Source organism: Sphingomonas sp. PEI4 (assembly GCF_056679955.1).
In genome coordinates this window covers 142362-168498 of sequence record NZ_CM155258.1, presented here as the reverse complement: position 1 = coordinate 168498, position 26137 = coordinate 142362, and the positions used below count along the sequence as shown (strand labels likewise).

28 protein-coding genes and 2 tRNA genes are annotated in these 26137 nt (G+C 65.7%); 7 read left to right on the top strand and 23 right to left on the bottom strand.

What is annotated here, in order from left to right:
• Positions 1-3: 3 nt before the first annotated feature.
• Entirely contained in the window at positions 4-678 is a 675-nt protein-coding gene (locus AC1MLZ_RS00805) for an alpha/beta hydrolase family protein (protein WP_480960002.1), read from the top strand.
• Complete coding sequence (locus AC1MLZ_RS00800; protein ID WP_480960001.1) at positions 666-1433, top strand: hydrolase 1, exosortase A system-associated; 768 nt, start codon at positions 666-668, stop codon at positions 1431-1433. Before AC1MLZ_RS00805 ends, AC1MLZ_RS00800 begins: the two co-directional genes overlap by 13 nt.
• A gap of 22 nt (positions 1434-1455) precedes the next feature.
• On the opposite strand, the gene trxB is transcribed toward AC1MLZ_RS00800, so the two are convergent.
• On the bottom strand, positions 1456-2424 hold the full coding sequence (gene trxB / locus AC1MLZ_RS00795) for a thioredoxin-disulfide reductase (protein WP_480960000.1): 969 nt from the start codon (positions 2422-2424) through the stop codon (positions 1456-1458).
• Positions 2425-2548: 124 nt separating this feature from the next.
• Between trxB and AC1MLZ_RS00790 the strand changes: the two genes are divergently transcribed.
• The 3 genes from AC1MLZ_RS00790 (at position 2549) to fdhD (ending at position 6137) form a co-directional block, all read left to right on the top strand.
• Positions 2549-4837, top strand: a complete 2289-nt coding sequence (locus AC1MLZ_RS00790; protein ID WP_480959999.1) for an FdhF/YdeP family oxidoreductase — start codon at positions 2549-2551, stop codon at positions 4835-4837.
• A 74-nt stretch (positions 4838-4911) separates the two neighbouring features.
• On the top strand, positions 4912-5349 hold the full coding sequence (gene mobA, locus AC1MLZ_RS00785) for a molybdenum cofactor guanylyltransferase (protein ID WP_480959998.1): 438 nt from the start codon (positions 4912-4914) through the stop codon (positions 5347-5349).
• The gene (gene fdhD / locus AC1MLZ_RS00780) at positions 5346-6137 is read left to right on the top strand and encodes a formate dehydrogenase accessory sulfurtransferase FdhD (protein ID WP_480959997.1); all 792 of its coding nucleotides are present in this window, start codon (positions 5346-5348) and stop codon (positions 6135-6137) included. Before mobA ends, fdhD begins: the two co-directional genes overlap by 4 nt.
• A 31-nt stretch (positions 6138-6168) precedes the next feature.
• Here fdhD and AC1MLZ_RS00775 read toward each other — a convergent pair whose 3' ends face one another.
• From AC1MLZ_RS00775 to AC1MLZ_RS00750, 6 genes are all read right to left on the bottom strand, one after another.
• Positions 6169-6957 carry a formate/nitrite transporter family protein gene (locus AC1MLZ_RS00775; RefSeq protein ID WP_480959996.1) on the bottom strand — a complete coding sequence of 263 codons (789 nt, stop codon included), beginning with the start codon at positions 6955-6957 and terminating at the stop codon, positions 6169-6171.
• Complete coding sequence (locus AC1MLZ_RS00770; protein ID WP_480959995.1) at positions 6954-9326, bottom strand: FdhF/YdeP family oxidoreductase; 2373 nt, start codon at positions 9324-9326, stop codon at positions 6954-6956. Before AC1MLZ_RS00770 ends, AC1MLZ_RS00775 begins: the two co-directional genes overlap by 4 nt.
• 180 nt (positions 9327-9506) lie before the next feature.
• Positions 9507-9583, bottom strand: a tRNA-Met gene (locus AC1MLZ_RS00765).
• 66 nt (positions 9584-9649) lie between these two features.
• Positions 9650-10168, bottom strand: coding sequence for a 2'-5' RNA ligase family protein (locus AC1MLZ_RS00760; protein WP_480959994.1), 519 nt, complete (start codon positions 10166-10168; stop codon positions 9650-9652).
• 112 nt (positions 10169-10280) lie between these two features.
• Positions 10281-12179 (bottom strand): potassium transporter Kup, encoded by a 1899-nt coding sequence (locus AC1MLZ_RS00755; protein WP_480961427.1) that lies wholly within the window; start codon positions 12177-12179, stop codon positions 10281-10283.
• A 291-nt stretch (positions 12180-12470) separates the two neighbouring features.
• The gene (locus AC1MLZ_RS00750; RefSeq protein ID WP_480959993.1) at positions 12471-12911 is read right to left on the bottom strand and encodes an Lrp/AsnC family transcriptional regulator; all 441 of its coding nucleotides are present in this window, start codon (positions 12909-12911) and stop codon (positions 12471-12473) included.
• 127 nt (positions 12912-13038) lie between these two features.
• Between AC1MLZ_RS00750 and ald the strand changes: the two genes are divergently transcribed.
• Both ald and AC1MLZ_RS00740 read left to right on the top strand, forming a co-directional pair.
• Entirely contained in the window at positions 13039-14145 is a 1107-nt protein-coding gene (ald, locus tag AC1MLZ_RS00745; protein WP_480959992.1) for an alanine dehydrogenase, read from the top strand.
• Positions 14146-14195: 50 nt separating this feature from the next.
• Positions 14196-14414 carry a DUF3072 domain-containing protein gene (locus AC1MLZ_RS00740; protein ID WP_248521178.1) on the top strand — a complete coding sequence of 73 codons (219 nt, stop codon included), beginning with the start codon at positions 14196-14198 and terminating at the stop codon, positions 14412-14414.
• 96 nt (positions 14415-14510) lie between these two features.
• On the opposite strand, the gene AC1MLZ_RS00735 is transcribed toward AC1MLZ_RS00740, so the two are convergent.
• The 16 genes from AC1MLZ_RS00735 to gspG all read right to left on the bottom strand — a co-directional run bounded on the left by AC1MLZ_RS00735 (position 14511) and on the right by gspG (position 26137).
• Entirely contained in the window at positions 14511-15155 is a 645-nt protein-coding gene (locus AC1MLZ_RS00735) for a tetratricopeptide repeat protein (protein ID WP_480959991.1), read from the bottom strand.
• Positions 15155-15556, bottom strand: a complete 402-nt coding sequence (locus tag AC1MLZ_RS00730) for a cytochrome c-type biogenesis protein (protein ID WP_480959990.1) — start codon at positions 15554-15556, stop codon at positions 15155-15157. Before AC1MLZ_RS00730 ends, AC1MLZ_RS00735 begins: the two co-directional genes overlap by 1 nt.
• Before the next feature lie 101 nt (positions 15557-15657).
• Entirely contained in the window at positions 15658-16185 is a 528-nt protein-coding gene (locus AC1MLZ_RS00725; protein WP_480959989.1) for a DsbE family thiol:disulfide interchange protein, read from the bottom strand.
• Entirely contained in the window at positions 16182-18095 is a 1914-nt protein-coding gene (locus AC1MLZ_RS00720) for a heme lyase CcmF/NrfE family subunit (RefSeq protein ID WP_480959988.1), read from the bottom strand. Before AC1MLZ_RS00720 ends, AC1MLZ_RS00725 begins: the two co-directional genes overlap by 4 nt.
• On the bottom strand, positions 18092-18538 hold the full coding sequence (gene ccmE, locus AC1MLZ_RS00715) for a cytochrome c maturation protein CcmE (protein WP_480959987.1): 447 nt from the start codon (positions 18536-18538) through the stop codon (positions 18092-18094). Before ccmE ends, AC1MLZ_RS00720 begins: the two co-directional genes overlap by 4 nt.
• Before the next feature lie 97 nt (positions 18539-18635).
• Positions 18636-19361 carry a heme ABC transporter permease CcmC gene (ccmC, locus tag AC1MLZ_RS00710; protein WP_480959986.1) on the bottom strand — a complete coding sequence of 242 codons (726 nt, stop codon included), beginning with the start codon at positions 19359-19361 and terminating at the stop codon, positions 18636-18638.
• A 175-nt stretch (positions 19362-19536) separates the two neighbouring features.
• Positions 19537-20586 (bottom strand): Leu/Phe/Val dehydrogenase, encoded by a 1050-nt coding sequence (locus AC1MLZ_RS00705; RefSeq protein ID WP_480959985.1) that lies wholly within the window; start codon positions 20584-20586, stop codon positions 19537-19539.
• Between the two features lie 111 nt (positions 20587-20697).
• Positions 20698-20774: transfer RNA gene (locus AC1MLZ_RS00700), tRNA-His, on the bottom strand.
• 66 nt (positions 20775-20840) lie between these two features.
• On the bottom strand, positions 20841-21566 hold the full coding sequence (gene gspN / locus AC1MLZ_RS00695; protein WP_480959984.1) for a type II secretion system protein N: 726 nt from the start codon (positions 21564-21566) through the stop codon (positions 20841-20843).
• Positions 21563-22039: a type II secretion system protein GspM gene (gene gspM, locus AC1MLZ_RS00690; RefSeq protein WP_480959983.1), complete on the bottom strand. Its 477-nt coding sequence runs from the start codon at positions 22037-22039 to the stop codon at positions 21563-21565. The genes gspN and gspM overlap by 4 nt, the downstream gene beginning before the upstream one ends.
• On the bottom strand, positions 22036-23130 hold the full coding sequence (gene gspL, locus AC1MLZ_RS00685) for a type II secretion system protein GspL (protein WP_480959982.1): 1095 nt from the start codon (positions 23128-23130) through the stop codon (positions 22036-22038). Before gspL ends, gspM begins: the two co-directional genes overlap by 4 nt.
• Entirely contained in the window at positions 23127-24116 is a 990-nt protein-coding gene (gspK, locus tag AC1MLZ_RS00680) for a type II secretion system minor pseudopilin GspK (RefSeq protein ID WP_480959981.1), read from the bottom strand. Before gspK ends, gspL begins: the two co-directional genes overlap by 4 nt.
• Positions 24106-24789 (bottom strand): type II secretion system minor pseudopilin GspJ, encoded by a 684-nt coding sequence (gene gspJ, locus AC1MLZ_RS00675; RefSeq protein WP_480959980.1) that lies wholly within the window; start codon positions 24787-24789, stop codon positions 24106-24108. Before gspJ ends, gspK begins: the two co-directional genes overlap by 11 nt.
• Positions 24790-24830: 41 nt before the next feature.
• Positions 24831-25184 carry a type II secretion system minor pseudopilin GspI gene (gene gspI / locus AC1MLZ_RS00670; RefSeq protein ID WP_480959979.1) on the bottom strand — a complete coding sequence of 118 codons (354 nt, stop codon included), beginning with the start codon at positions 25182-25184 and terminating at the stop codon, positions 24831-24833.
• Between the two features lie 58 nt (positions 25185-25242).
• Positions 25243-25722: a GspH/FimT family pseudopilin gene (locus tag AC1MLZ_RS00665; RefSeq protein ID WP_480959978.1), complete on the bottom strand. Its 480-nt coding sequence runs from the start codon at positions 25720-25722 to the stop codon at positions 25243-25245.
• Entirely contained in the window at positions 25697-26137 is a 441-nt protein-coding gene (gene gspG, locus AC1MLZ_RS00660) for a type II secretion system major pseudopilin GspG (protein WP_480959977.1), read from the bottom strand. Before gspG ends, AC1MLZ_RS00665 begins: the two co-directional genes overlap by 26 nt.

Genomic DNA, 26137 nt, shown 5'->3' with positions numbered 1-26137 from the left:
GGGATGACCGGCCTCCGCTTCGATACCTATGCCTGGAAGCACGGCCGCGAAACGATGCTGCGATTCGGGCCGGAAACTGGCCCGATCGTCATCGCCGCCTTACCCTTGTTCGAAGAAGCGAACCGCACCCGGCAGTTCGCCTGCACGATCCTCCGCGCGCTTGCGGGTCAAGGGATCGGCAGCGTACTCCCCGACTTCCCCGGCACCGGCGAAAGCGTTGTCGCGACGCCGGATGCGAGATTGTCCGACCAGCGCCAGGCCTATGCCGCGCTATTACAACAGCTTGGCACCGATACCTACGCACTATCGATAAGGAGCGGCGCGCTACTCGACGCCAGCGCGAACCTCACCGGCCGCTGGCACCTCGCCCCACAAACCGGCGAAGACCTCGTCCGCGATCTCGAACGCACCCGCAGCGCCAGCAGATCCCACCACATCCGCCAGGGTGAATACGCAGGCAATCTCCTGTCCCCTGAAATGGTCGCCGAATTGCAAAGCGCTGTGCCCCGCGAAGATGGACGATACCGGATCGTACGCCTGGATACCGATCCCCGACCCGCCGATGCGACCTACCCCGGCGCGCCGCTATGGCGCCGAGCGGAACCGGGCAACGATATCATTCTGGCACAGCAACTTGCGGCCGATATCTCGCGCTGGATAGCATCGTGCGAAGGCTGATACGCTTTGCGTGCGAAGGCGAAGCGCTCGCCGCCACGCTGGACGAGGCCGATGGCACGACCGGACTGCTCATCATATCCGGCGGCAACGAAATCCGCAGTGGCGCGCATCGCGGCATGGCGATGCTGGCTGATCGGCTGGCCGCTGCAGGCACGCCAGTATTCCGCTACGACCGCCGGGGCGTCGGCGACTCGACGGGCGACAATGGCGGGTTCCTGAGCGCCCAACCCGACCTGATCGCCGCCGCTGCCGCGTTCCGGCATGCAGCACCGCACGTCACTCGCCTAGTCGGCTTTGGCAACTGCGATGCCGCCAGCACGCTCGCGCTATTCGGGCGATCGGCGGGGCTCGACCGCCTCATACTCGCCAACCCCTGGGTTGTTGAACCGATCGACGACCTTCCCCCCGCCGCAGCAATCCGCGCGCACTATCGCAGCGCCCTCCGCAATCCCGCAACGTGGCGGCGCGCGATATCGCGCGAAATAAGATTCAGGAGTTTTCTCAGAGGCTTATCAAAGACCCTTCGCACGTCATCGGAAGGAAAAACCCTGCTCGCGAGGCAAGTCCTGACCGCCATTGCCGACTGGCATACGGACGCGACGGTCATCCTGGCCCGCGGCGACGCGACCGCTATCGCCTTCGCCGCAGTAGCCGGTGCCGCCGTCGCGTCAGAGACGATCGACACCGACTCCCACAGCTTCACCGGCCCGGCAGGCGCCGCGCTGGAGACCGCGATTAGGCGTAACCTGGCCTAATCTTCTTTCCCGATTACGCCGTCTATTCAGCGGCTTCGGCCAGTTCCGCAAACTCGGCCGCCGCCAGGAAGCGCTCTGCGTCCAGCGCCGCCATGCAGCCCGTACCGGCCGCGGTCACCGCCTGCCGGTACACCTTGTCCGCGACGTCGCCACACGCGAACACGCCTTCGACGCTGGTCCGGGTCGAACCGGTCTCGACCGCGATATATCCATCCGAATCGAGATCGATATGCCCACGGAACAACTCGGTCGCCGGGTGATGCCCGATCGCCACGAACCCGCCATCGACGTCCAGCCGCGACCGCTCGCCCGTCACCGTGTCTTCCAGTTCCAGCGCGACCAGTCCCGCATTGCCGCCGCCGTCGACGAACTCGCGAACCTCCTTGTTCCACAGCACCGTCACGCCCTTGTGCGCGAACAGGCGGTCCTGGAGGATCTTCTCCGAGCGGAGCGAATCGCGGCGGTGGATCAGCGTCACGTCGGGCGAATGGTTCGTGAGGTACAGCGCCTCCTCGACCGCGGTGTTGCCGCCGCCGATCACCGCCACCTTCTTGCCGCGGTAGAAGAAGCCGTCGCAGGTTGCGCACGCGCTGACGCCCTTGCCCTTCATCGGCTCCTCACTGTCGATTCCGAGCCACTTCGCCTGCGCACCCGTCGCGATCACCAGCGTGTCGCCCTCGTACACGTCGCCGCTGTCGCCGATCAGGCGGAACGGGCGGCTGGTGAGATCGACTTCGACGATCGTGTCCCACATCATCCGCGTGCCGACATGCTCAGCCTGCGCCTGCATCTGCTCCATCAGCCACGGCCCCTGGATCACGTCCTTGAAGCCGGGATAGTTCTCGACATCCGTGGTCGTGGTCAGCTGCCCGCCGGGCTGGATGCCCTGCACGACGATCGGCGCCATCCCGGCACGCGCGCCATAGATCGCAGCCGACAGCCCGGCCGGCCCCGAACCGAGGATAAGCATGCGTGTGGTATGGGTGGTCATCGTCGTTCCTTGAGATTCGCATTGCATCTAGGCGATGGGCGCAACGATTTGAACCGTCGGTAAATCTGTTGGCCCTGCATCGAAAGCTTTGCCGCTTCGTTTGAGGACAAAAGCGGAGATGACCATGAGCGACGACCGGACCGTAGAGATCGAGGATTACACCGCACCAGCAGGCGGCTGGGGCTCCATGAAGTCGCTCGTCGAGATTTCTGCGCGCGAGAAGGTCGGGCCCGAAGCGATCCGGGAACTCGGCCGCCAGAATAAGCCGGAGGGCTTCATGTGCGTGAGTTGTGCCTGGGGCAAGCCTGCGCATCCGCATGTCGCCGAGTTCTGCGAAAATGGCGCCAAGGCAACCGCCTGGGAACTGACATCGTACCGCGTAACGCCCGCATTCTTCGAACAGCACACGGTCAGCGAACTGCTCGGTTGGAAGGATTTCGATCTCGAACAGGCCGGCCGCCTCACGCATCCGCTGAAATATGATGCGACGACCGACAAATACACGGCGTGCAGCTGGGACGAGGCGTTCGCCGGGATCGGCGCCAAGCTGAAGACCTATGATCCGACCAAGGTCATCTTCTACGCCTCGGGTCGCGCAAGTCTCGAAACCTCGTACATGTATAGCCTGCTCGCGCGGATGTACGGCAGCCAGAACCTGCCCGACAGCTCGAACATGTGCCACGAGACGACGTCGGTCGGACTGAAGTCGGCGATCGGCTCGGCGGTCGGCACGATCCACCTCTCCGACTATGAGAAGTGCGACGCGATCTTCTATTTCGGACAGAATCCCGGCGTGAACAGCCCGCGGTTCCTGCACCCCTTGCGCGATTGTTCGAAGCGCGGCGTCGAGATCATCGTGTTCAATCCGCTCAAGGAGCGCGGGCTGGAGAAATTCCAGGACCCGCAGAACCCGATCGAGATGGTCACGGGCAAGTCGACGCCGATCGCCTCGCAATATCACCAGCTCAAGACCGGCGGTGACGTCGGCGCGATCATGGGGATGTGCAAATACCTGATCGAAGCCGACGACAACGCCAAGCGGATCAACGGCCTTCCGGTCCTGGATCATGCGTTCCTGAGCGAACACACGACCGGGTTCGAGGCGTTCGCGGATGTCGCGCGCGCCACCGAATGGGCGACGATCGAGCATGAGAGCGGCTTGGCCCGTACCGAGATCGAGGCTGCGGCCAAAGTCTATGCGAAGTCGAAGGCAGTCATCGCGGTGTACGGGATGGGGCTGACCCAGCATGTCGGCGGGATCGACAACGTCCACATGCTCGTCAATCTGATGCTGCTCCGCGGCAATATCGGCAAACCGGGCGCAGGCATGGGTCCGGTCCGCGGGCATTCCAACGTGCAGGGCCAACGCACCGTCGGCATCACCGAAAAGCCGGAGCTCGCGCCGCTCGACAAGCTGGCCGAGCAATACGGGTTCGAGCCGCCGCGCGAGAAAGGTTGGGATACGGTCGAGGCGTGCGAGGCGGTGCTCGATGGCAGTGCGCAGGCGTTCGTTGGCCTTGGCGGCAATTTCGTTCGCGCGATCCCGGATCATGCGCGGATGGAAGCCAAATGGCGCGGGCTCGACCTGACCGTGCATATTGCGACCAAGCTCAACCGCTCGCATCTGCTGCCCGGCGAAACGTCGTATCTGCTCCCCTGCCTCGGCCGGATCGAAACCGACATGCAGGGCACCGGGCCACAGAGCGTGTCGATCGAGGATTCGTTCAGCCAGATCTACGGATCGAAAGGCAAGGCGACGCCGGCTGCCGAGACGTTGCTGTCCGAGCCCGCGATCGTCGCGGGGATCGCCAAGGCGACGCTGCCCCCCAATCCGAAGCTCGATTGGGACGCGTGGGTGCGCGATTATGCGCGCGTCCGCGATGCGATCGAAGTGACGTATCCGGACCTGTTCACGGACTATAACGACCAGATGTTCACACCCGGCGGCTTCTGGAAGGGTGTTCCTGCGGCGCATCGCGAGTGGAAGACAGAGAGCGGCAAGGCGGAGATCAACATTCCGCAGGCGCTGAACGTGACCGGCTTCGAAGAGGCGGAGGGCCGCTTCCGACTGATGACGCTGCGATCGAACGACCAGTTCAACACGACCGTCTATGGCTATCACGATCGTTTCCGCGGGGTGAAGGGTACGCGCGACATCGTATTCATGAACCGGAGCGACATGATCCGCATGGGGATTACCGACGGCGACGACGTCGATCTGGTCGGCGATGCCGGCGACAATTCGGATCGCCGGCTGAACAAGCTCCGCGTGGTCGAATATTCGATCCCGGAGGGCTGCATCGGTGCCTATTACCCCGAAAGCAATCTGCTCATACCGGTCGCCCACCACGCTCGTGAAAGCCATGTTCCGGCCGCGAAATCGGTCCCCGTGCGGATCGAGACGAGGCGCTGACCGAGCCGCGGATCCTCGGCGTCGTGCTGGCCGGCGGGCGATCGTCGCGGTTCGGTTCGGATAAGGCGCAGGCGATGTTTCAGGGGCGTGCGCTGGCCGAGCATGCACGTGACCTGCTCCTGCCGTATGTCGAGGCGGCGGTGATCGTCGGCAGGGATGGCCCGATCGCCGACCTGCCCGGCCCCGATATCGGGCCGCTGGGCGGGATTGCGGGTGCGCTGTCCTATGCTGCCGACCACGGCTTCACGTCGGTTTTGACGATCGCGTGCGACATGCCGTTACTGCCTGACGGTCTGTTGGCCGCACTCGCGCGGCGAGCGCCCGCCTACTGCCCCGATGCGCCGGTACTCGGGCATTGGGACACGGCGTCGACGACGGCGCTGCTGGCGCATATCGAAGCATCGCGGCGGCGTTCGGTTCGCGGTTGGGCGGAGGCCATGGGTGCCTTACCGATCCCTGCGCCCACGCCGATCCCAAACATCAATACGCCGGAAGACATTGCCGCCTTATGACGACCTCTCGCACGCTGCCGATCAAGATCCTGCGACCCGATTCGGTCTTGCCGGGGGAGCGAACGATAGCGATCGAGGTCCCGGTTGCGATCGAGATCGACGGGCTGGGTTACGCGGTGATGATGATGACGCCGGCCGATCTCGCCGAGTTCACGACCGGCTTCCTGCTGACCGAACGGCTAGCCGACAGTGCCGACGACGTTCGCGACATCGATGTCTTCGAGGCGGAAGCGGGCTGGATCGTTCGCGTCGGCCTGTCCGAGCGGTGCAAGGGGCGCATCCATGACCGCGTCCGCCACCGGACCAGCGATACGAGTTGCGGGCTGTGTGGGATCTCGGGGCTCGAACAACTCCGCAAACCCGTCCCCAAGGCGCCGCCAAAGCCCGACACGCAGGTGGATGCGCTGTTTGCTGCACTGGGTGGGTTACGCGCGCATCAGCCCCTCAACGCCGCTACGGGCGCCATTCACGCGGCGGCGGCATGCGATCGTGAAGGCCGGGTTGTTGCCGCCTACGAGGACGTCGGGCGTCACAACGCGCTCGACAAGCTCGTCGGAGGGCTGGCGATCGAGGGGCACGCGATCGACGGCTTCATCCTCGTCACCTCGCGGATCAGCTTCGAGATGGTCGACAAGGCGCTGATCGCCGGCGCGCCGATGCTGGTCGGGATCTCCGCGCCAACCAGCCTGGCGATCGATCATGCTCGCGAGCACGGTCTGACGCTGCTGGCGCTCGCCCGCAGCGACGCGATCCTGGTGGTCAACGATCCGTGGGACGTCTTCGCCTAGCTGCGGATGGTGCAGCCAGGCGAAGGATCGCTTATTTCGCGGCGAGAACCGCGTCGGTCTTTGCCGCGGCGAGGTAGCCGCCGACGACGAACACCAGCCCGCCGATGATGTTACCGACGCTGACGATCGCAAGATTGCGGACCATGCCGGCAATATCGATCGACGGGTTGGGCACCATCAGCCCAAGCGTCAGTGCGGTCATGTTGGCGACCGAATGCTCGAACCCGGCCGCGACGAAGGCAAGCAGTATCCACGCCATCGCAATGCACTTTGCAGCGTCGCCCGTCATCCGGGCAGCGGTCCAGATCGCAAGGCACACCAGCCAGTTGCAGAGGATCGCACGGGCCAGCAACGCGACTGCGCTCGCCTCGACCTTGTGCTGGACATAGGCATGGAACATCGTGTCCGCGTTGGCGAACACCGCGCCGCCCCCGCCTGCGGCGAACACCGCCGACAGGACCAGTCCACCGATCAGATTACCGACCCAGACGACGACGGTCAGCTTCACGGCGTCCGCGACGGTGATCGTCCGCTTTGCGAGACCGAAGCCGAGATACATCACATAGCCGGTGAACAGTTCCGCGCCCGCGAACACCGTCAGGATCAGCCCCAAGCCGAAGGTTGCGCCCATCACCAGCGGGCGCACACCCGGTTCGAGTCCCGCTCCGGTGCTGATCGCCAGGATCATCGCAATGCCGATATACGTGCCGGCCAGGATCGCGCCCGCGAAGAACCCGGCCGGAGAGCGCCGCAGCGCCTCTGCCTTGATCGCAGCGAGGGTCGCGTAGGTGTCGATCGTCGACGAATATCCGATGCTCATGCGGGTACTTTGCTCTGGTGACCGACGATCCCTGCACGCACCACGCCGCGATCCGAACCCATGTCGGCCGCTGCGGGACGGACGGTTACCGGAATGGATTTGTAGGACGGCGTAAAGCTCTGCGGATCGTGATCCTCGAGCGCGATCAGCGGCTGCGTCTCGGGGTAATAGGAGGCGACGCAGCCATCGGGCAGTGCATAGCGGACCAGCATCAGCTTCTGCACCACGCGATCGGGTCGCGCGAACTGGAGCGCGGTGGCGATATCGACGACGTCGCCCTCCTTATGCCCCAGACGTGCCATGTCGCGCTCGTTCATGAACAGGATGTCGCGACGCCCGAACACCCCGCGATAGCGATCGTCGAGGCTGTAGACGGTAGTGTTGTACTGGTCGTGCGCGCGCAACGTCGTGAGGCGCAGCACGGCCGGATCGCCGGCGCTCTCATCCTCCTCGACGCCCTTGGCGACGATGAAGTTGGCCTTGCCGCTGTCCGTGTTCCACTCGCGCATCGCCGCCGAATTCGGGAGATGGAAGCCGCCCGGCTTGCGGATGCGTGCGTTATAGTCGGCGAAGGCGGGGAACACCGCTTCGATCTTGTCGCGGATCAGGCTGTAGTCGCCGACATAGGCGTCCCAGTCGATCTCGATCGGCGCGCGGCCCTTGGCAGCGAAGGTGGCCTTAGCGATCTCGCCGACGATCCAGATCTCCGACTTCACATTCTCGCCCGGCGGCATCAGGAAGCCGCGCGAGGCGTGGACCATCGACATCGAGTCCTCGACCGTCACCGACTGCTGGCCGGTCGCCTGCATGTCGAGTTCGGTCCGCCCCAGGCACGGCAACACATAGGTCGCCTTCGCCATCAGCAACTGCGTCCGGTTGAGCTTGGTGGTGATGTGAACCGCGAGATCGAGGTTGCGGAACCCTTCCGCGCAGGCTTGTGGGTCGGACGAGGCGATCGCGAGGTTGCCGCCGAGGCAGACGATCGCCTTGGCCTCGCCGTCGCGCATCGCGGCGATGCTCTCGACCACCGAATGGCCGTGCTCGCGCGGCGGCTCGAACCCGAACACGTCGCGCATGTTGTCGAGCAGCATCGTCATGGGCCGTTCGGTGATGCCGACGGTGCGGTCGCCCTGGACGTTGCTGTGGCCACGCAGCGGACAGATGCCCGCGCCGGGGCGGCCCATATTGCCGCGCAGGAGGAGCAGGTTGGCGATCTGCTGGACGTTCGTGGTGCCGGTGCGATGCTGCGTGATGCCCATGCCATAGCAGCAGATCGTCGATTTCGACTTCGAATAGGCGAGTGCAACCTCTTCCAGGTCACCGCGCGAGAGCCCGCTGGAGCGTTCGATCTCCGCCCATTCGCTGGTCGCGAGATCGGCGATATAGTCGTCGAGCCCGGCGGTATGCTCGGCGATGAACGCGTGATCGAGCGCAGGCTCGCCGCCGGACACCTTGGCAGCCTCGTCGAGCGCGACCAGCGCCTTGGCGATGCCCTTCAGCGCGGCCGCATCGCCGCCGACCTTCACCTGATAATAGCTGCTGGCGATCGGGGTCGCCGACATCGTCGCCATCTCGACCACCGACTGCGGCGATTCGAAGCGCTCTAGCGAGCGTTCCTTGAGCGGATTGAAGACGATGATCTTGCCGCCGCGCTTCGACACTTCGCGCAAGGTCGCCATCATCCGCGGATGGTTGGTGCCCGGGTTGTGGCCGATCGACAGAATCAGGTCGGCGTGATCGAAATCCTCGAGACTGACGGTGCCCTTGCCGATGCCGATCGATTTCGGCAGGCCGACCGAGGTCGCCTCGTGGCACATGTTCGAGCAATCGGGGAAGTTGTTGGTGCCGTACAGCCGCACGAACAGCTGGAACAGGAACGCCGCCTCGTTCGAGCAGCGGCCCGAGGTGTAGAACTCGGCCTGGTTCGGGTCCGGCACGGCGGCGAGACCAGCGCCGATCTCGCGCATCGCATCCGCCCAGCTCACGACATCGTAATGATCGGTGGCGGCGTTGTAGCGAAGAGGCTCGGTGACGCGGCCCTGATCCTCGATCCAATGATCGCTCTGCTGCCAGATATCGGACACGCTATGCTTGGCAAAGAAGTCGGCACCGATCGTCTTCGCGGTGGATTCCCACGCGACGGCCTTCGCGCCGTTCTCGCAGAATTCGAATGAAGAGGTATGTTTCGGGTCGGGCCATGCGCAGCTCGGGCAATCGAAGCCGTCGGGCTGGTTCGACTTGAGCAGCGTCTGGCCACCGCGCACGACGATCTGCTGCGCCTTCAGCGAGACGGCGACCGCTTTCAGCGCTCCCCAGCCGCCGGCCGGACCCGTGTAATCGGCGATCCCATCAGGGCGTTTGTCACGCATACTCGTATCTCCCGTAAGGCCGGACCGACGCGTGCGCCCGAAATGCGGCACACAGGCTGACCAATAACCCAAGGCAATAGAAGCGCATTTTGCAATTGCGAAGACGAGTTTCCCGCAGTTGGTGATCGCTTGCGTCGGTCTGCGGGTGGTATGCCGGCGGCGGTGTGCGCCAAGTCCGAATGGTAGCGAAGGAGGGACTTGAACCCCCGACCCCAGGATTATGATTCCCGTGCTCTAACCAACTGAGCTACTTCGCCGTACCGTCCGTCAGGGAAGCGTTCTTCCCTGCGAGGCGCGGCCTATAGGAAGCGGTTTCGAGGCGGTCAAGCGAACATGTGCCGGGAAATCGCTTCCCACGGTCCACCGCGGTACCACCACGCGCCCAGACCGGCGATTTCAACGTCGCGGGGCGCGAAATCGCGTTGCAGATTGCCGAGCAGCAGCTTGGCCACTTGCGGGCTGACCTTGTTCTGGATCGTGACGTGCGGACGCCAGCCGCCGGCGTCCTGCGGGGTCAGCATGCCGGTGAACGCGTCGGCGAGACGCGCGCGGATGCCGACGAGATCGGGGGACTCGATCCGGTAGGCAACACCGCGGCCGAGCGACATGAGGCCGCCCACGCGCGCCTGTGGGGCACGGATACCGCGTGTTTCCTGGTTGAGGCGGTGCTTGAGCTCATCGAGCCCTGAGGGCGGTAGGTGGTGGAACAGCGTCAGATGCGCGTCGAGCTGGTTGCGCTCGGGCGGAAAATGCTCGCGCCGCATGGAATCGAAGAACGCGGTGTCCTGGCGACCGAACAACGCGGTGACGATGATGGGCGCCACTTCCGACACACCCGTCATGCCGGGCTCGTTCCGGCATCCACCGGTCCGCGAATCCAGCGGCCTGAGAGTTTGCGGGGCGGTGGACCCCGGAACCAGTCCGGGGTGACGGGGCGAATTGATCGAGGCATTCTCAAATCTCGACCTGGCTACCAAGCTCGACGACGCGATTGGTCGGCAGGCGGAAGAACTCCATCGCGCTTTCGGCGTTGCGGAGCATCCACGCGAACAGCTTTTCGCGCCACAGCATCATGCCGGGCTTGTCCGACGCGAGCAGCGTCTGACGCGACAGGAAGAAGCTGGTGTCCATCATCTTGAAGTCCGCACCGCAATTATGGACCTGGCGCAGCGCCGCGGGCACGTCGGCGTCCTCCATGAAGCCATAGCGCAGGATCAGGCGGTGGAAGCCATCGCCAAGCTCCTCGCGCACCGCACGGTCGTTGGCGGGCCAATAGGGCTGACCGACGATCTTCACGGTGAGGAGGATGACGCGCTCGTGCAGCACCTTGTTATGCTTGAGGTTGTGGAGCAGCGCATGCGGCACGCCGTCCGCGGTCGAGGTCATGAACACCGCCGTCCCCGGCACGCGCGACGCCGAGCTCGCCGCCGAGCCGATGAACACCTTTATCGGCATCGCCGCCTCGTGCATCCGGTCGATCATCAGCTGCCGCCCCTTCGACCAGGTCGTCAGGAAGGTGAAGATGATGAAGCCGACCAGAAGCGGGAACCAGCCGCCGGCAGGAACCTTGGTCAGGTTCGCTGCGAAATAGGCGCCGTCGACGGTGAAGAAGATCGCCAGCAGCGGGATCGCCGCGATCTTCGGCCAGTTCCAGAGGCGGAACAGCACCACGCCGAGCAGACACGTGTCGATGAACATCGCGCCGGTCACCGCGATGCCGTACGCGCTCGTCAGGTTCGACGAGGTGCGGAAGAACAGCACGAGCAGGATGACCATCACCATCAACGCGCCGTTGACGAGCGGGATGTAGATCTGGCCCGCGGTCGAGGCGCTGGTGTGCTCGATGCGGAGGCGCGGGATGAAGCCGAGCTGGATCGCTTGCTGCGTCACCGAGAATGCGCCGGAGATGACCGCCTGCGACGCGATCACCGCGGCCATCGTCGCGAGGATGACGAGTGGAAGCTGGAGGCTCTCGGGTGCAAGGTTGTAGAACGGGCTGACCAGCGCGGCCTGCCCGTCACGGAAGAGTAGAGCGCCCTGCCCCATGTAATTCAGGATCAGCGCGGGGAGCACGAAGAACAGCCACGACAGGCCGATCGGCTTGCGGCCGAAGTGCCCCATGTCCGCGTACAGCGCCTCCGCGCCGGTGACCGCGAGCACGACCGAGCCGAGTGCGAGGAACGCACGCTCCGGATCGATGATGAAGAACTCGACCGCATAATGCGGCGACAGCGCCCAGAGCACGCCGGGGGTCTGGACGATGCTGAGGATGCCGAGCACCGCAATGACGCTGAAATACACCAGCATGATTGGTCCGAACACGAGCCCAATGCGCGCGGTGCCGCTCTTCTGCACCCAGAACAGTGCGATCAGGATGACGATCACGATCGGCAGCACCAGGCCTGCAAAGGCGGGCGCGGCGACGGCCAGGCCCTCGACCGCGGACAGCACCGACACCGCGGGCGTGATCATGCTGTCGCCGTAGAACAGCGCGGTCGCGAACACGCCGAGCAGGATGATGCCCTTGCTCCAGCGCTTCGTCTTGGTCTTGCCCGAGACGAGCGCGAGCAATGCGAGGCTGCCGCCCTCGCCCTTGTTGTCGGCGCGCATGATGATGATGACGTATTTGACCGTCACGACGATCATCATCGACCAGAACATCAGGCTGATGACGCCCATGATGTGCGCCGCGTCGAGCGCTAGCTTGTGATGGCCGGCGAAGGTCTCGCGGAAGGCATAGAGCGGGCTGGTGCCGATATCGCCGAAGACGATGCCGATCGCCCCGAAGGCGAGCTTCAGCATGCCGTCCGAGTGATGATGCCCCGTCTCGAGATCGAGATTGGCGGGTGGCACGGTCGAGGCCGCGGCGGTCTGGTCGACGCTCACTGGACGGTGAATCGACCCGGAAGTGCAGCAATCATCATCGAATTTCCGATTTCACCCTGTGCCCCAAGCGCGCGCATTTAGCATGAGGGGTAGAGGGCGGCAACGGCAGGGCGGTTAGCTTCGATTAACCGGGTCGGAATGGACGCGCGCGGCGCGGGCAAAACACTTCGACCATTTCCGTTCTCCTGCGAACGCAGGAGCCCAGGGTACCGGGCACCGACGTTCTTGGTCCTGGATTCCTGCGTTCGCAGGAAAACACTAGCGCGTGATCACTTCTCGGATGACGAAATGAGAGGCTAGCCTCGTGACGCCCGGCAATTGCGACAGCGTCTCGCGGTGGATGCGTTCGAACGTCTCGCCGTGGCGGATCTCGACGTGGAGCATGTAATCCGCCTCGCCGCTCATCAGGAAGCATTGGACGACCTGTGGGCAGCCGACGATCTCTGCCTCGAATGCCGCCATCGTATCCTTGCGCTGGTCGCGAAGCGTGACGTTGACAAGGACGATGCTTGGGTCGCCGCGCGCGGATCGCGACAGAACGGCGCGGTAGCCGACGATCGCGCCGCTTTCTCGCAGTTGCGCGACGCGACGATGCGCGGCGCTTGCCGACAGGCCGACCGCGTCGCCGAGTTCGGCGCTGGTCAGGTCGGCATTGGCGGCGAGCAGGTCCAAAATCCTGCGTTCGATCGTGGCGCTCAAGATTCTCTCGTTTTGACAGCGATGGATGCACGCATCTTGCAAACGCGCTATCGTATCGAAACGAGTTTGCGAACCCTTCCCGTCCAAGGCGCGCTAGTATCGCGCAAACGATAATGGAGTGGAATCAATGCGCGTCGGTGTCCCCAAGGAAATCAAGAACCACGAATATCGCGTCGGCCTGACCCCGCCGTCGGTCGCCGAACTCGTCGCGGCCGGTCATGAGGTCGTCGTCGAGACGCAGGCCGGCTCGGGCATCGATTTCGAGGACCAGGATTATGTCGACGCGGGCGCGACGATCCTGCCGACCGCCGCCGCGGTGTTCGCCGGTGCCGACATGATCGTGAAGGTCAAGGAGCCGCAGCCGGGCGAGATCGCGATGCTGGAGGCGCGCCATCTGCTCTTCACCTATCTCCACCTCGCCGCCGACAAGCCGCAGGCCGAGGGGCTGATGAAGTCCGGCGCGACCTGCATCGCGTACGAGACCGTCACCGACAATCGCCGCGGGTTGCCGTTGCTGAAGCCGATGTCCGAGGTCGCGGGCCGCATGTCGGTGCAGGTCGGCGCGCATTATCTCGAGAAGGAGCAGGGCGGACGTGGTGTCCTGCTCGGCGGCGTTCCCGGTGTTGCGCCGGCCAAGGTGGCGATCCTCGGCGGCGGCGTGTCGGGCGTCAACGCGGCGCAGATGGCGGTCGGCATGCGTGCCGACGTGACGATCTACGACATCTCGAACGATCGTCTCGCCGAACTCGACATGTTCTTCTCCAGCCAGATCAAGACGGCCTATGCATCGAAGGCCGCGATCGCGGCCGCGGTGAAGAACGCGCATCTGGTGATCGGCGCGGTGCTGGTGCCGGGGGCGGCGGCGCCGAAGCTCGTCACCCGCGAAATGCTGAAGACGATGAAGCGCGGCTCGGTGCTGGTCGACATCGCGATCGATCAGGGCGGGTGTTTCGAGACGTCGCATGCCACGACGCACGAGGATCCGGTGTTCGAGGTCGACGGCGTGATCCATTACTGCGTCGCCAACATGCCGGGTGCGGTCGCGCGGACTTCCGCGTTCGCGCTGAACAATGCGACGCTGCCGTTCGCGCTCAAGCTGGCGAATCTAGGCGCCGAAGCGGCGATGAAGGCCGACCCGCATCTCGCCAACGGCCTGAACGTGTACAAGGGCAAGATCGCGTACAAGGCGGTCGCGGATGATCTAGGTTTACCGTACGAAGCATGGGCTGGCTGATCGGGAACGGATACGGAACATGGGTGTTGGACAGGGGAAAGGAATTTCCAATGTCCGACACCCCGAACCCCAAGTCCGAACCGTTCTCGAACGCCGAGAAGGACCCAGACGACTGGACCACCGGCGACGAGAAGATGACCGGCGCACAGGCGAGTTACCTCAAGACGCTGTCCGAGGAAGCACATGAGGAATTCGACGAGACGCTGACCAAGGCGGACGCGTCGAAGAAGATCGACGAGTTGCAGGCGAAGACCGGGCGGGGGCAGTAAGCCTTCATTCCGTCAACCTGACACAAGTCAGGATCCAGAGCCAAATAGCATAACGCATCTGGCTCTGGATCCTGGGTCAAGCCCAGGATGACGTGGCTATTTTTGACCTACGTTCGGCACGTCCTGCATCGCCAGAAACCGGTCCAATAGCGCGAGCCTTGTGGCGATCTCGCCCCGGTACGAAATGTCAGCCGGCGTCAGTGCCAGTGCCCTTGCCCAATACGGCCGAGCCTTAGCGAACTCCCCTGCTCTGACATACGCCAAGCCCAGAAAGAACGGTGGCGCGGGATGCTTCGGGGCCAGTCGCATCGCCTGCTGAAACGCGAATAGCGCGGGCGGGGATACCTGATTGGCATCATGAGCGGACAGCGCATTGGCTAGTCCGGTCCACAACACCAGGCTCTTCGGCGCGATACGGATTCCGCCCAGCAACACCTGCACCGCCGCGCGACGATCGCCGATCCGCGTCATCGCGTCCGCAGCCACCAGATACGCCGCCGCACCGGTATACCGCTCCAGCATCTGATCGCGCAGTTCGAGCATCGCGCCATCGTCGGGCGTCGGCACAAGTCCGGTCGCGACCGGGTGTCCAACGAGCCCCGGCTGCCCCTGCAACGCATAGCCCGCCGCACCCAGCATGAGCGCCGACGCGACCATCGTCCATAACAGCCGGTCGACCTTCAACACCGCGAGCAGCGCGAATACGCCCGCACCGATCACGGCAAGCCAGACCCAGCCCATCAGCGTGTCCTCCGCCGGAAACTCGACCTAGCGATCCAGCCGCCGATAGCGAGCAGCAGAACCGGGGCAAGCCAGAGCGGCCAGGTCAGGCCCGAGAGCGGCGGATCATACGTCACGTAATCGCCATAGCGGGCAATCAGCCAGTCGCGGATCGACGCGGGCTTCTCGCCACGCTCGATCCGCTCGCGGACGAGCGCGCGCATGTCCGCGGCCATGTCGGCATCGCTGTCGGCGATCGACTGGCCCTGGCAGACGAGGCAGCGCAGCGTCTCCATCAGCGCGCGCGCTGACGCTTCCTTGGCTGGGTCGGCGAGTTGTACGTTCGCGTAGTGCGCTGGCGGCGTGACGGGCTGGGTAAGGGCTGGCGTGGGTAGCAGCATAGCCAATGCCACCCCCGTCATCCCGGACTTGTTCCGGGATCCACCCTTCCGCGAACCCGACCGCCGATGATCAAGTCCAACGGTGGATGCCGGAACAAGCCCGGCATGACGGAAGGAGACACTCACCGGGCGTCCTTTACGGCTTGCACGATTTCCGCCACATTCTCCGGCCGGATATCGCCGATGATCTGCTTCACGACGATCCCGCGACCGTCGATCACGAACGTTTCCGGTACGCCCGACGAGCCTAGCGCCAACTGCACCTGGCTCGCTTTGTCGCTGCCGATCCGCGCGTACGGGTCGCCATTGCGGCGCAGGAAGCCGGCTATTGCGGGCGCAGTGTCGCGTATCGCAATCGCGTCGATCGGCACGCCCATCGCCTTCAACCGCATTAGTTGCGGCGCCTCGGCGACGCACGGGATGCACCAGCTCGCGAACACGTTGAGCAACCGCGGCTTACCCTGCCGGAACGACGCGCTGGTCAAGCCGGGCTTGCCGGGGATCATTGGCGGCAGAGCAAAATCCGGAAGCGGCTTGCCGACCATCGCTGATCGCACCACCTTCTCCGCCGGCCGAAACAGCCCGCTCGCCACTATTGCGAACAGCAGCACGAAGATCGCCAGAGGCGCCCAGAGTGCGAAACGCTTCATGCCCATTGAGTCCGTATTGCAGCTCGCCGCTCGCGCCGCACCCGGCCGAGCAGCGACAGCATGCCGCCCAGCGCGATCAGCACGCCGCCGAACCAGATCAGCGTCACGAATGGCTTCCACCACAGTCGAAGCTGCCACCGCCCCTGCCCATCCGGCTGGCCGAGCACGGTATAGAGCTGGCCGTCGAGCACCGTCAGGATGGCGGACTCGTTGGTGCTGGTCGGTGGGTTGGCGAAGAACCGGAGTTGCGGGCGGAGGATGCTCTCGCTGCCTCCACGCGTTGCGGTCAGGCGCGCTTCCAACGCCGACCAGTTCTCGCCGATCACCGGCGAGATCCCGTCGAGCGTCACGGTGTAGGGCCCGACGCGCGCCGGCTCGCCCGCGCGGACCGCGACCAGCGTTTCCTTCGTGAACGCGCTATCGGACGCCATCCCCGCGAGGCTGACCGCGATGCCGAGATGCGCGATGACCATGCCGTAGGTGAACAGCGGCGTGCGCCTGAGATTGCGCTTCCACAGCGGCGCGACGCTGGCGACAGCGAGCCCAGCGGCAAGCGACAATCCGGCCCAGGGGAGCACGCCCGGCCAGACGAAAAGGAGAGCGAGCGCCGCCGCCAGTGTCGTACCGATCGGCAGCATCACACGGCTCAGCACGGCTTTAGCATCGTCACGCCGCCAGCGCAGCAGCGGCCCGACCGCCATGACCGCGACCAGCAGCAACGCGATCGGCCCCGCCGCCTTGTTGAAGAACGGCGGGCCGACCGAAAGCTGGACGTCGAAGCTCGCCGCGACGATCGGGTAGAGCGTGCCGATCAGGACGATCCCGAGGATCACCGACAACAGCAGGTTGTTCGCGACCAGCCCGCCCTCGCGGCTGACCGGATCGAAGGTCGTGCCCGCGCGGACGGTGCCGATCCGCGCGGCGAACAGCGCGAGCGCGCCGCCGATGTAGATGGCGAGCAAGGCCAGGATGAATGCGCCGCGCTCCGGATCGACCGCGAACGCATGCACACTCGTCAGGATGCCCGAGCGCACCAAAAACGTGCCGATCATCGACATAGAGAACGCGACCACCGCCAGCATGATCGTCCAGGCGCGCAGGCCATCTCGCGTCGCCAGCACCGTCACCGAATGGAGCAAGGCGGTAGCTGCAAGCCATGGCATCAGCGAGGCGTTCTCGACCGGGTCCCAGAACCACCAGCCGCCCCAGCCGAGCTCGTAATACGCCCAATACGATCCGGCCGTGATGCCCAGCGTGAGGAATATCCACGCGATCAGCACCCAGGGGCGCATCGCTTTCGCGAACGCTGGCCCCACATCGCGCGTCACCAGCGCACCGACGGCGAACGAGAACGCGACCGAGAGGCCGACATACCCCGTGTAAAGCGTCGGCGGATGGAACGCCAAGCCGGGGTCCTGCAGCAGCGGGTTTAGCCCGAGACCGTCGGGCGCTGCGGGGTTGAGCCGCGCGAACGGGTTCGAGGAGAACAGCAGGAACGCGTAGAAGCCGAGCGCGATCGTTGCTTGCGCGCCCAGCGTGGCGGTGAGCGTACGCTCGGGCAACGAGCGCTCGAAGATCGCGACCACACCGCCCGCCAGCGCGAGGATCGTCACCCAAAGCAGCATCGAGCCTTCGTGGTTACCCCATGCCCCGGCGAACTTGTAGAGCCAGGGCTTGGCGGAATGGCTGTTCTCAACGACCAGCTTCACGGACATGTCGGAGTCCAGGAACAGCTCGATCAGGAGCGCCATCGCCAGCAGCGCAAGCAGCCCCTGGACGATCGCCACCGGCCGCACCGCCGCCGCGACGTCGTCACGACCGCGCGCGATGGCGATTGCCGCCAGGGCTAGCTGCAACGCCGCCAGCGCGCCCGCGAACCAGAGCGCGGATAGGCCTGCTTCGGCGATCACGGCTTGGCGTCCGGTTCGAGCGTCTTGGTTTCGTGCATCTTGCCGGCCATCTGCGGCGGCATGTATTTCTCGTCGTGCTTGGCAAGCAGGTTCGACGCGACGAAGCTGCCATTGGGCTGGAACTGGCCTTCGGCGACGACGCCTGACTTCTCGCGGAACAGGTCGGGGACGATGCCGGCGAAGACCACCGGGGTGGTCGCCTGTCCATCGGTGACGACGAAGTGCACGGTAATCCCGTCCGCGGCGCGCGTGATCGAACCGCCCTCGACCATCCCGCCGAGCCGGACCGCGCGACCGAGCGGGAGGCCGTCGCGGAGCACGTCGGAGGGCGCGTAGAAGAATGCGGCCTGATCTTTCAGCGCGGACAGTGCTAGCAGACCCGCTACGACGACCGCGCCGAGTGCCAGCAGCGCGAGCGTCAAGCGTTGATGTTTGGCCTTCATTTCTCGGCCCTTCGCATCGCCAGATAGCTCAGCAACGAGATGATCGCGCCGCCGCCGAGCGTCACGACATACGCGGCAGTCACGAACGGCCAAGGACTCATGCTCTAGCCATCCGCCGCATACGCGCTTCGGATTTCGCCGCGGCGAGCATTGTTCGCATCCGCATCAAGACGATCCCTGCGAACACGAAGGTGAAGCCGGCCAGCATGATCGGCAGCGGCCAGAGGATCGAGCCATCGATCGTCGATTGGGTCAGGCCGATGCTCGGCCCTTGGTGCAGCGTGTTCCACCACACCACGGAATAGCGGATGATCGGCAGCAGTACCGACCCGGCGATCCCGTACAACGCCGGCACGCGCCCGTCGCCACCGCGGTCCGCATCGGCCTTGGCGAGCGCCATGTAGCCAAGATAGACGAAGAACAGCAGCAGCATCGAGGTCAGCCGGCCGTCCCACTGCCACCACGTCCCCCAGGTTGGCCGCCCCCAGATCGAACCGGTCATGAGACACAATGCGGCGAACACGGCGCCGGGCAGCGCGATCGCCCGCGCCGCGACGCTGGCGAGCGGATGGCGCCAGACGAGGAACATGATGCTGGAGATCGCGATCCCGCTCCATCCGCCCATGCCGAGCCAGGCGGCGGGAACGTGGATATAAAGGATGCGGACCGTCTCGCCCTGGAGATAATCGGGCGGTGTTTGCGTGAGACCGGCCCAGCACCCGACGACGATGAGCGCGACGCCGGCCCAGAAGAGCAACGGCGTCAACGGCTTGGCGATCTTCAGGAAGCGCGCGGGGTTTGCGAAGGCGTGTAGGGTGGCCACTGGGGATACCACTATGGCAAGTCACCGCGGACTTAAAGCCCTCTCCCCTCGGGGAGAGGGAGGGGCCCGCCGCACTTGCGGTGGGAGGGTGAGGGGGAGTGAGGCTCGGGTCGTCCGCCCCAACTCCCCTCATCCGGCACTTCGTGCCACCTTCTCCCCGGCGGGGAGAAGGGTTTTAGCGGCCGATCAGGCGCTTTGCGATGCTGTCAGACACGTCCGAGGCCGGTTCGCCCGAGCGGTCGCTTTCGTTCCAGACCTCGATCAGGCGGTCGGGGATGCGGGCTATCCGTGCCTTTACCTCGGCTTCGTCACCTTGCCCCAGATACTCGAGGCCGACGTTGATGATGCCACCTGCGTTGATCACGTAATCCGGCGCATAGAGGATCCCGCGAGCATGCAGGCGCGCGCCATCCTCGCGGACGCTCAGCTGGTTGTTCGCACCGCCCGCGACGACCTTCGCCTTCAACGCCGCGATCGACATCTCGGTCAGGATCGCACCAAGTGCGTTCGGGCTGAAGATATCCGCCTCGGTCGTCAGGATCGCCTCGGCCGCTACCGCAGTCGCGCCAAGTTCGCCGGCCAGCTTCTGCGCCCGACCCTCGTCGACATCGGCCAGCGTCAGCACCGCGCCGTCCTTCGCCAACAACCGCGCGAGCCCGCCACCGACCGAGCCCACGCCCTGGATCGCGACGCGAACGCCCTTCATGTCGGTCGCGCCAAGGCCGCGCTGTGCCGCCGCCTTCACGCCGAGATAGATGCCCAGCGCGGTGTACGGCCCGGGATCGCCACCCGCCGCGCCGCTCGCGACCGGCAGGCCGGAGACATAGCGCGTCTGGCTGGCAATCACCTTCATGCGCTCTTCGGACATGCCGACGTCCTCAGCCGTCACGTAGCGACCGCCGAGCGAGTCGACCGCGCGGCCGAATGCCTCGAGCTGTGCGGTCGTGATGACGTCGCCCGGCTTGGCCGCGAGGACCACGCCCTTGCCACCACCGAGCTCCAGCCCGGCCATCGCGTTCTTGAAGCTCATGCCGCGCGACAAGCGCAACGCGTCGGTCACCGCGCGGCCGTTGTCGGCATAATGCCAGAAGCGCGCGCCGCCGGCTGCCGGCCCGAGCTTGGTCGAGTGCACCGCGATTACCGCGTGCAGACCCGATTCGGGATCGGTGAAGGCATGAACGCCCTCGTGGTCGTCGAAATCGGGAAGGTCCCAAACCGCTGTCATCGCCGGCTCCTGAGGAGAATAAAATTACCGGGAGGCGAAATATTATTTTCCGAGAGCTTTTACCAGCCCAAAGCGCCCGCATTGCGGGGCTTGTCGAAAATAATGGAAAAATGGGGCGACCGACGGGACTTGAACCCGCAACATCCGGCATCACAAGCCGACGCTCTAACCAATTGAACTACGACCGCCGCGTAGGCATCGCCCCCTAGCGGGGGTCGCCGCCCTGCGTCAACCGTCGACTTGCCCAAAAGACGTCAAAAACGTCCTTCGATCGCGAGCCGATAGCCGTTCGGGCCGCTCACGAAGCCGGCTTGCTCCAGCTTCTGAACCGCGAGCGGATCGGACGGACGCAACGACAGCTCGGCGCGGTAGGTCCCTGCCCCCTCTATCCGCAGCGCGATGCTTTCGGTCCCCGACTGGCTCGCCAGCGGCAACAGCAAGGCAGTGCCGTCGCAGCGCGCGGTGCCGCTGACCGACTGCGGCAGCGTGATCCCGCCGACATCGCCCGCCAGCGTCGCGCGGACACGGCCCTCGGCGGCTTCGCACTGGCCGTCACGAAAGCGGACCGACACGTCGTCGAGATCGAGCGCGGAGACGGGCACTGGCGCGAACAGTCGCCCAGTCGCGACGGTGGCGGTCATGTGGTCGCCCCCGAAACCGTGGCGACTGACGCTGGCCGACCCGCGCAACGGTTTGGCCGACACCGATTCGGGACCGGCAAAGACGATCGTCGCGCGGCCGACCAGCAGCGGCAACGGCGACAGCCGCGCGTGCAGGTTCCCCAGCGCGAGATCGCCGAACCGCGCTTCGGTCAGCGTTGCGCCCCAGATCGTTCCCGACACACGCCGTGCGACCAGACCCTCGTCGCCGACGCCGACCCAGCCGAGCACTGCGCGCATCGGCAGGAAGACGATCAGCGCGATCAGCAGCATCCCACCGAACAGCGCGGCAGGACCAGTACGCAAACGGATCCGCCTCATGCCGCCCGCGCCTTCAACGTGAGTGCGACGCCGACGGTCTTGTCGCCCTTGTCGGTCATCGCCAACGAATCGACGAGGATTCCGAGCCGTTCGAGCCGCGCCAGCCACGCGACCAGCGCAGCAGGGCGGGCCGACTGGATGCCGACGCGAACCCGGCTCGCACCGTCCTGATCGAGTGAGGCGAGCGCGAAGCCGGCCTGGTCCGCCTCGGCACGGATCGCATCGGCCAGCGTGCCAGTCAACGGCGTCGCGCGCGTCCGCTGGATATCGCGCAACGTCGCGACCTGCGCGCGCGTTTCGCCGAGCCGGGTCACGGCGCCGGCATGACGCTCACGCGCGCTCGACAATCCGTCGCCGACCGGATGGATGATCAGCGCCCACAGCAGCGTCAGCACGGCGAGCCCAGCCATCACGAGCAGCAGGCGCCGCTCCCTGAGCGAACGTCCCTCGAACCAGGTCTTCAATCCGGTCATCGTCCGCTCCCCGATGCTGGACTCATCGTGAGGTCGCCGGTCACGCGACCTGCCGCCGCCTGGAACACGCCCGCGCGGACCGAGAAGCCGGCGACTTCGAGCGCGCGCCTGAGATCCGTCGCCAGCGCCTCACGCTCGACCGCTACCGACAAGCGCAGGTCGCCGTTCGCCTGGAAATCGAGCGCGGTCACTTCGGTGCCAGGCGTGGCGCGCACCGCCGCGAACACCGCTGCTGTAGTCGTGGTGAAGCCGAGCCCCGGCCCCCGCACGCGCGACAGGCGTTCGTCGAGCTGGCGGCTGGCATCGACCACCGTCTCGCCGCGCGGCAGGCCGGCCACCGCAGCGGTGTTGGCCTCGGCTTCCAGGGCGTCGGCGCCGAAGCTGTACTTGGCGATGCGCACGAGCGAGATGGCGAGCGTCACCGCGAGGATCGTCAGGGACAACACGGCCAGCCGCCGAATCAAGACCCAGTCGATCCCGAACCGGCGTCGACGAGCGAACGGACCTTGGCGAAGGTCGAGCGTCGGCGACGCCGCGGCGGCGACGATCGCGGCTTCCAGCGTATCGCGATCGATCGTCGCAGGCGCGGTGCCGCCAGTCACCAGTTCGGTAAGTCGCGCCTCGTCGGCGAACCCGCTGGAAATGCCGCGCACGACCCCCCTGCCGGCGAGATCCGCCCGCGCGTATCCTTCTTGGGGCCGTGGCAGCAGCATCGGCGCGGGAATGACGGCGACCGGATCGACCCCCGCGTCTGCCAGTATCCGCAGCCAGTCGCGCATCATCGCCGCGCCCACCACCCCGATCGGTCGGTCGCTCGCGCCTTCGTCCCCGACTGCGACATGGAGTTCGGCGAGCGGAGACGCGCTCGCCTCGCTGGCGAGAATACGCGCTGCAGCAGTTGCCTGCGCTTGCGAGCGCGACGGCAGTTCCGCCCAATGCAGCGTCACTGCGTCGGCGGGGGCCACCGCAATCGTCTCTTCATCGACGGCGATATCGGGGATACCCTCCCCCTCCCCGACCACGCGCGCATCGACGACGCGCATCCAGCGATATCCGGTCTCGCCGGCGGGAAGGAACAACAGCGTGGTCATGATGGCTCGCCCCATTGCCGCGATACGAGCTGCGCGGGAAGCCGGTTCGCGTCGATCAGCGCACGTTCCTGCATTTGCGTGCGTCCGAGCGTTACGTCGATATCGAGCGTGAACCATCTCGACAGCACCGTCGCCACGGCGCCAGGCGCCAGCGTGGCAGCGCCCTGCAACGCCGCAGCCTTGGTAATCTCGCCGACCTCGCCATAGCCTTGCGGCGGACGGCGGAGCAGTAGTTGCTGTGCACCGCCGACCGAGAGCGTGTCGGGAAACAGCATGGCGAACAACGGCGCCTGCTCGGGCAGCAGCGTGTTGACGTTGATTGGCGAAGCCTTGGCGATCGGCAGCGTGCAGATCCAAGGCCTGACCGTGGCGTAGATTTCAGGAGTCATGCCGGCGATCGCGCGGAGTTCGCTGGGATCGGTCATCAGCGTTCCCGCGGTCCGGTACGGCGTCTCGCGACCGAGATATGCGCCGTCCTCCGCGCCCATCGCCTGCTGGTCCTGGTCGCTGTCTATCCAGTCCGCGGCGCCCGATGCGATCTGTTCTGCGACCTGGGTCGGGACGCTCAACAACCGCATCAGGCGAACGAACTGCGGACGGATTTCCGGAAAGGTCACGTACACGCCCGGCGTCGGTCCCTGCGTGACGAGCGCGTTGAGATTGAAGCAGTTGCCGCCATCGCGGACACGGGCGGTCGCGAAGCCGCCGGGGACAGGCAAGCCGAACGGCGTATTGCTCCAATTGCCGGCGAGCGTAACCCGGTTGGGGCTCTGGCCGAGCAGGTTGGAAACCCGCGTGAGCGCCATCGTCTCCGCGGCAAACGCGTAGGCGCGCGCCTGTTCGCCGGTCGCGGCATTGCTGGCAAGCCGGGTCGACAGGCGGAGCTTCTCCAGCGCCGCACCCGCCATCACCGCGATGATCGCGACGAGCATCAGCACGGTGAGCAGCGCCGCACCACGTTCGGATCCGCAATCGCTAGCGCGCACCGGACGCCCCTTGCGTCGGCGGCACGGTGCCGGGCGGTGGCGTGGGCGACGGACCGTTTCCTTCGGGTGGCGCCGGCACGTAACTGGTGCCAACGAGGAACATCTGGTGGAACTGCATCCCGTCGTCACGCTGCACGACAAGTTCCATCGCGTCGGGCAAGGGCATGCCGCTCGCACCGTCCCAGCGATCGCTCCAGGCGCCGGCGATGCGATAGCGCAGCGTAACCTGTCGGACTTTGGTGAGGAGCGCCGCGGGCGGCAGCGGCTGCGCACCGTCGACCATCGGATAGGCGACCCGCTGGAGCGTGCCCCCGTCGACGCGATAGGCGACCTTTTGCATGCTGGAGCGCGCCGCACCGTCAATATTGCTCCAGCCGGCGCGAACCAGGCGCAGCATCGGCGTGACGCCCGACCCGCTCTCGCCGATGAACGCCGGGACGTTGGTGCCCGCCTGATCGCGGCTGGCACGGTTGGTGGCCTGGGCAAGGTCGGCCGAGAGGATCGACATCGTCCGGGTGAGCGCGCTGATGTCGTCGAGCTTGGCACCGGTCGAACTCTGTGCCTTCACGCTGAACGACAGGATGGCGACGCCGGCGGCGGCGATCATGCCGAAGATCATGAGCGACACCATGACCTCGATGAGCGTGAAGCCGGCCTCGTCCGCTCGCGACATCGACCGTCCAGGAACGAACGGAGACTTTCGCCAATGCTCCCTCATGACGGGGCAACCGGCGGCGGCGCCACTCTCGGCGCCGGGCGTACCACCGTCAGGCGCCCCAATTGCGTCCCGGCCCGATCCGCGACCGCCACGTCGATCCGCAGCACGCTCGATCCGCCAAGCGCGCTGACCTGCCGTGTCCATGTCCAAGCCCGACCGCCATTCGTCTCGACACCGGTGACGCGGCCTGCGGTCGGCGGTTGCGCGGCGGTTACGGCGTCGATCGCCACGTTGCGGGCCACCATCTGCGCGACCAGCGTTTCGTCGAGGATCGATGCGCCGCGGATCGTCGCGCTCTCCAGACGCACGAGCGCCATCGCCGCGAGGCTGAATACTGCCAGCGCGACCATGATCTCTATCAACGTGAAGCCGCGTTCGGCGTAACGTTGACGAGGCGTAGAGATGCGCTCAGCCCGCATCGGCACGCACGCTGCCATCGGCGTCGATATGGACCGTCGCCGCGACGCCGTCGCGATCGAGCCGGATTTCGGCGGGGCGATCGACGAGGCCGGTCGGGTCGAACGTCACGCGCATGCGACCGCTGGTGTCGCCGATGCTTGCCCTGGTGCCGTCGTTCCAGCGTTCGACGCGCATCGGTTTCTCCGCGATCGGCGTCCAGCCGCCGGCCATACGGCGGTCGAAGCCGTAGCCGCCGCCACTGATCCACACGCTAACCGGACGTGCCTCGACGATCGCCGAATCATGCGCCGCACGGGTGCGCAGCGCGAATCGCGTCGCTTCGTCGAGTACGCGGCCGCGCGGGTCCGGCATTACGAGGACGGCCACCGCCGATGCGAGGCCGATGATCGTGACGACGACCATCAGCTCGACCAGTGTGAAGCCGCGCTCCCCCGGCTGCGCGTTACTGCCAGCTGCCGATATCGGCATCGATCCCCTCGCCGCCTTCCTTACCGTCCGCCCCGAAGGTCCAGACGTCGGCCTCGCCGTGCGCGCCGGGCGAGGCGTAGAGATACGGACGACCCCAGGGATCGTTCGGGAGCTTCTTCAGATACCCGCCGCGCTGATACCGCGAGGGATCGGTCAGGCCGGCGGGCGCGGAGACGAGCGCGTTCAGGCCTTGGCTGGTGTTCGGGAAAGTCATGTTCTGGAGCTTGTAGAGTTCCAGCCCGCCCTCGATCTGCGAGATGTCGGCCTTCGCCTTCTGGATCCGCGCGGTGTCGCCCGAGGGTAGCACGTTGAGCGCGACGATGGTGGCTAGCAGGCCGATGATGACGATCACCACCATCAGCTCGACGAGGGTGAAACCCGCCTCGCGGCGCTTCTTCTTGTCTTCGGGACGCAT

Bases quoted from the DNA above. Each gene is read 5' to 3' on its own strand.
- ald (WP_480959992.1), top strand. From the start codon at position 13,039: ATGCGCGTCGGTGTCCCCAAGGAAATCAAGAACCACGAATATCGCGTC.
- gspM (WP_480959983.1), bottom strand. From the start codon at position 22,039: ATGACCGGATTGAAGACCTGGTTCGAGGGACGTTCGCTCAGGGAGCGG.
- AC1MLZ_RS00725 (WP_480959989.1), bottom strand. From the start codon at position 16,185: ATGAAGCGTTTCGCACTCTGGGCGCCTCTGGCGATCTTCGTGCTGCTG.
- AC1MLZ_RS00790 (WP_480959999.1), top strand. From the start codon at position 2,549: ATGAGCGACGACCGGACCGTAGAGATCGAGGATTACACCGCACCAGCA.
- AC1MLZ_RS00730 (WP_480959990.1), bottom strand. From the start codon at position 15,556: ATGACGGGGGTGGCATTGGCTATGCTGCTACCCACGCCAGCCCTTACC.
- AC1MLZ_RS00770 (WP_480959995.1), bottom strand. From the start codon at position 9,326: ATGCGTGACAAACGCCCTGATGGGATCGCCGATTACACGGGTCCGGCC.
- gspG (WP_480959977.1), bottom strand. From the start codon at position 26,137: ATGCGTCCCGAAGACAAGAAGAAGCGCCGCGAGGCGGGTTTCACCCTC.
- AC1MLZ_RS00735 (WP_480959991.1), bottom strand. From the start codon at position 15,155: ATGGGCTGGGTCTGGCTTGCCGTGATCGGTGCGGGCGTATTCGCGCTG.
- AC1MLZ_RS00740 (WP_248521178.1), top strand. From the start codon at position 14,196: ATGTCCGACACCCCGAACCCCAAGTCCGAACCGTTCTCGAACGCCGAG.
- AC1MLZ_RS00665 (WP_480959978.1), bottom strand. From the start codon at position 25,722: ATGCCGATATCGGCAGCTGGCAGTAACGCGCAGCCGGGGGAGCGCGGC.
- fdhD (WP_480959997.1), top strand. From the start codon at position 5,346: ATGACGACCTCTCGCACGCTGCCGATCAAGATCCTGCGACCCGATTCG.
- AC1MLZ_RS00760 (WP_480959994.1), bottom strand. From the start codon at position 10,168: ATGACGGGTGTGTCGGAAGTGGCGCCCATCATCGTCACCGCGTTGTTC.
- AC1MLZ_RS00805 (WP_480960002.1), top strand. From the start codon at position 4: ATGACCGGCCTCCGCTTCGATACCTATGCCTGGAAGCACGGCCGCGAA.
- gspJ (WP_480959980.1), bottom strand. From the start codon at position 24,789: ATGTCGCGAGCGGACGAGGCCGGCTTCACGCTCATCGAGGTCATGGTG.
- gspI (WP_480959979.1), bottom strand. From the start codon at position 25,184: ATGGTCGCGCTGGCAGTATTCAGCCTCGCGGCGATGGCGCTCGTGCGT.
- gspL (WP_480959982.1), bottom strand. From the start codon at position 23,130: ATGACCACGCTGTTGTTCCTTCCCGCCGGCGAGACCGGATATCGCTGG.
- mobA (WP_480959998.1), top strand. From the start codon at position 4,912: ATGTTTCAGGGGCGTGCGCTGGCCGAGCATGCACGTGACCTGCTCCTG.
- AC1MLZ_RS00775 (WP_480959996.1), bottom strand. From the start codon at position 6,957: ATGAGCATCGGATATTCGTCGACGATCGACACCTACGCGACCCTCGCT.
- AC1MLZ_RS00705 (WP_480959985.1), bottom strand. From the start codon at position 20,586: ATGACAGCGGTTTGGGACCTTCCCGATTTCGACGACCACGAGGGCGTT.
- ccmE (WP_480959987.1), bottom strand. From the start codon at position 18,538: ATGAAGGCCAAACATCAACGCTTGACGCTCGCGCTGCTGGCACTCGGC.
- gspN (WP_480959984.1), bottom strand. From the start codon at position 21,566: ATGAGGCGGATCCGTTTGCGTACTGGTCCTGCCGCGCTGTTCGGTGGG.
- trxB (WP_480960000.1), bottom strand. From the start codon at position 2,424: ATGACCACCCATACCACACGCATGCTTATCCTCGGTTCGGGGCCGGCC.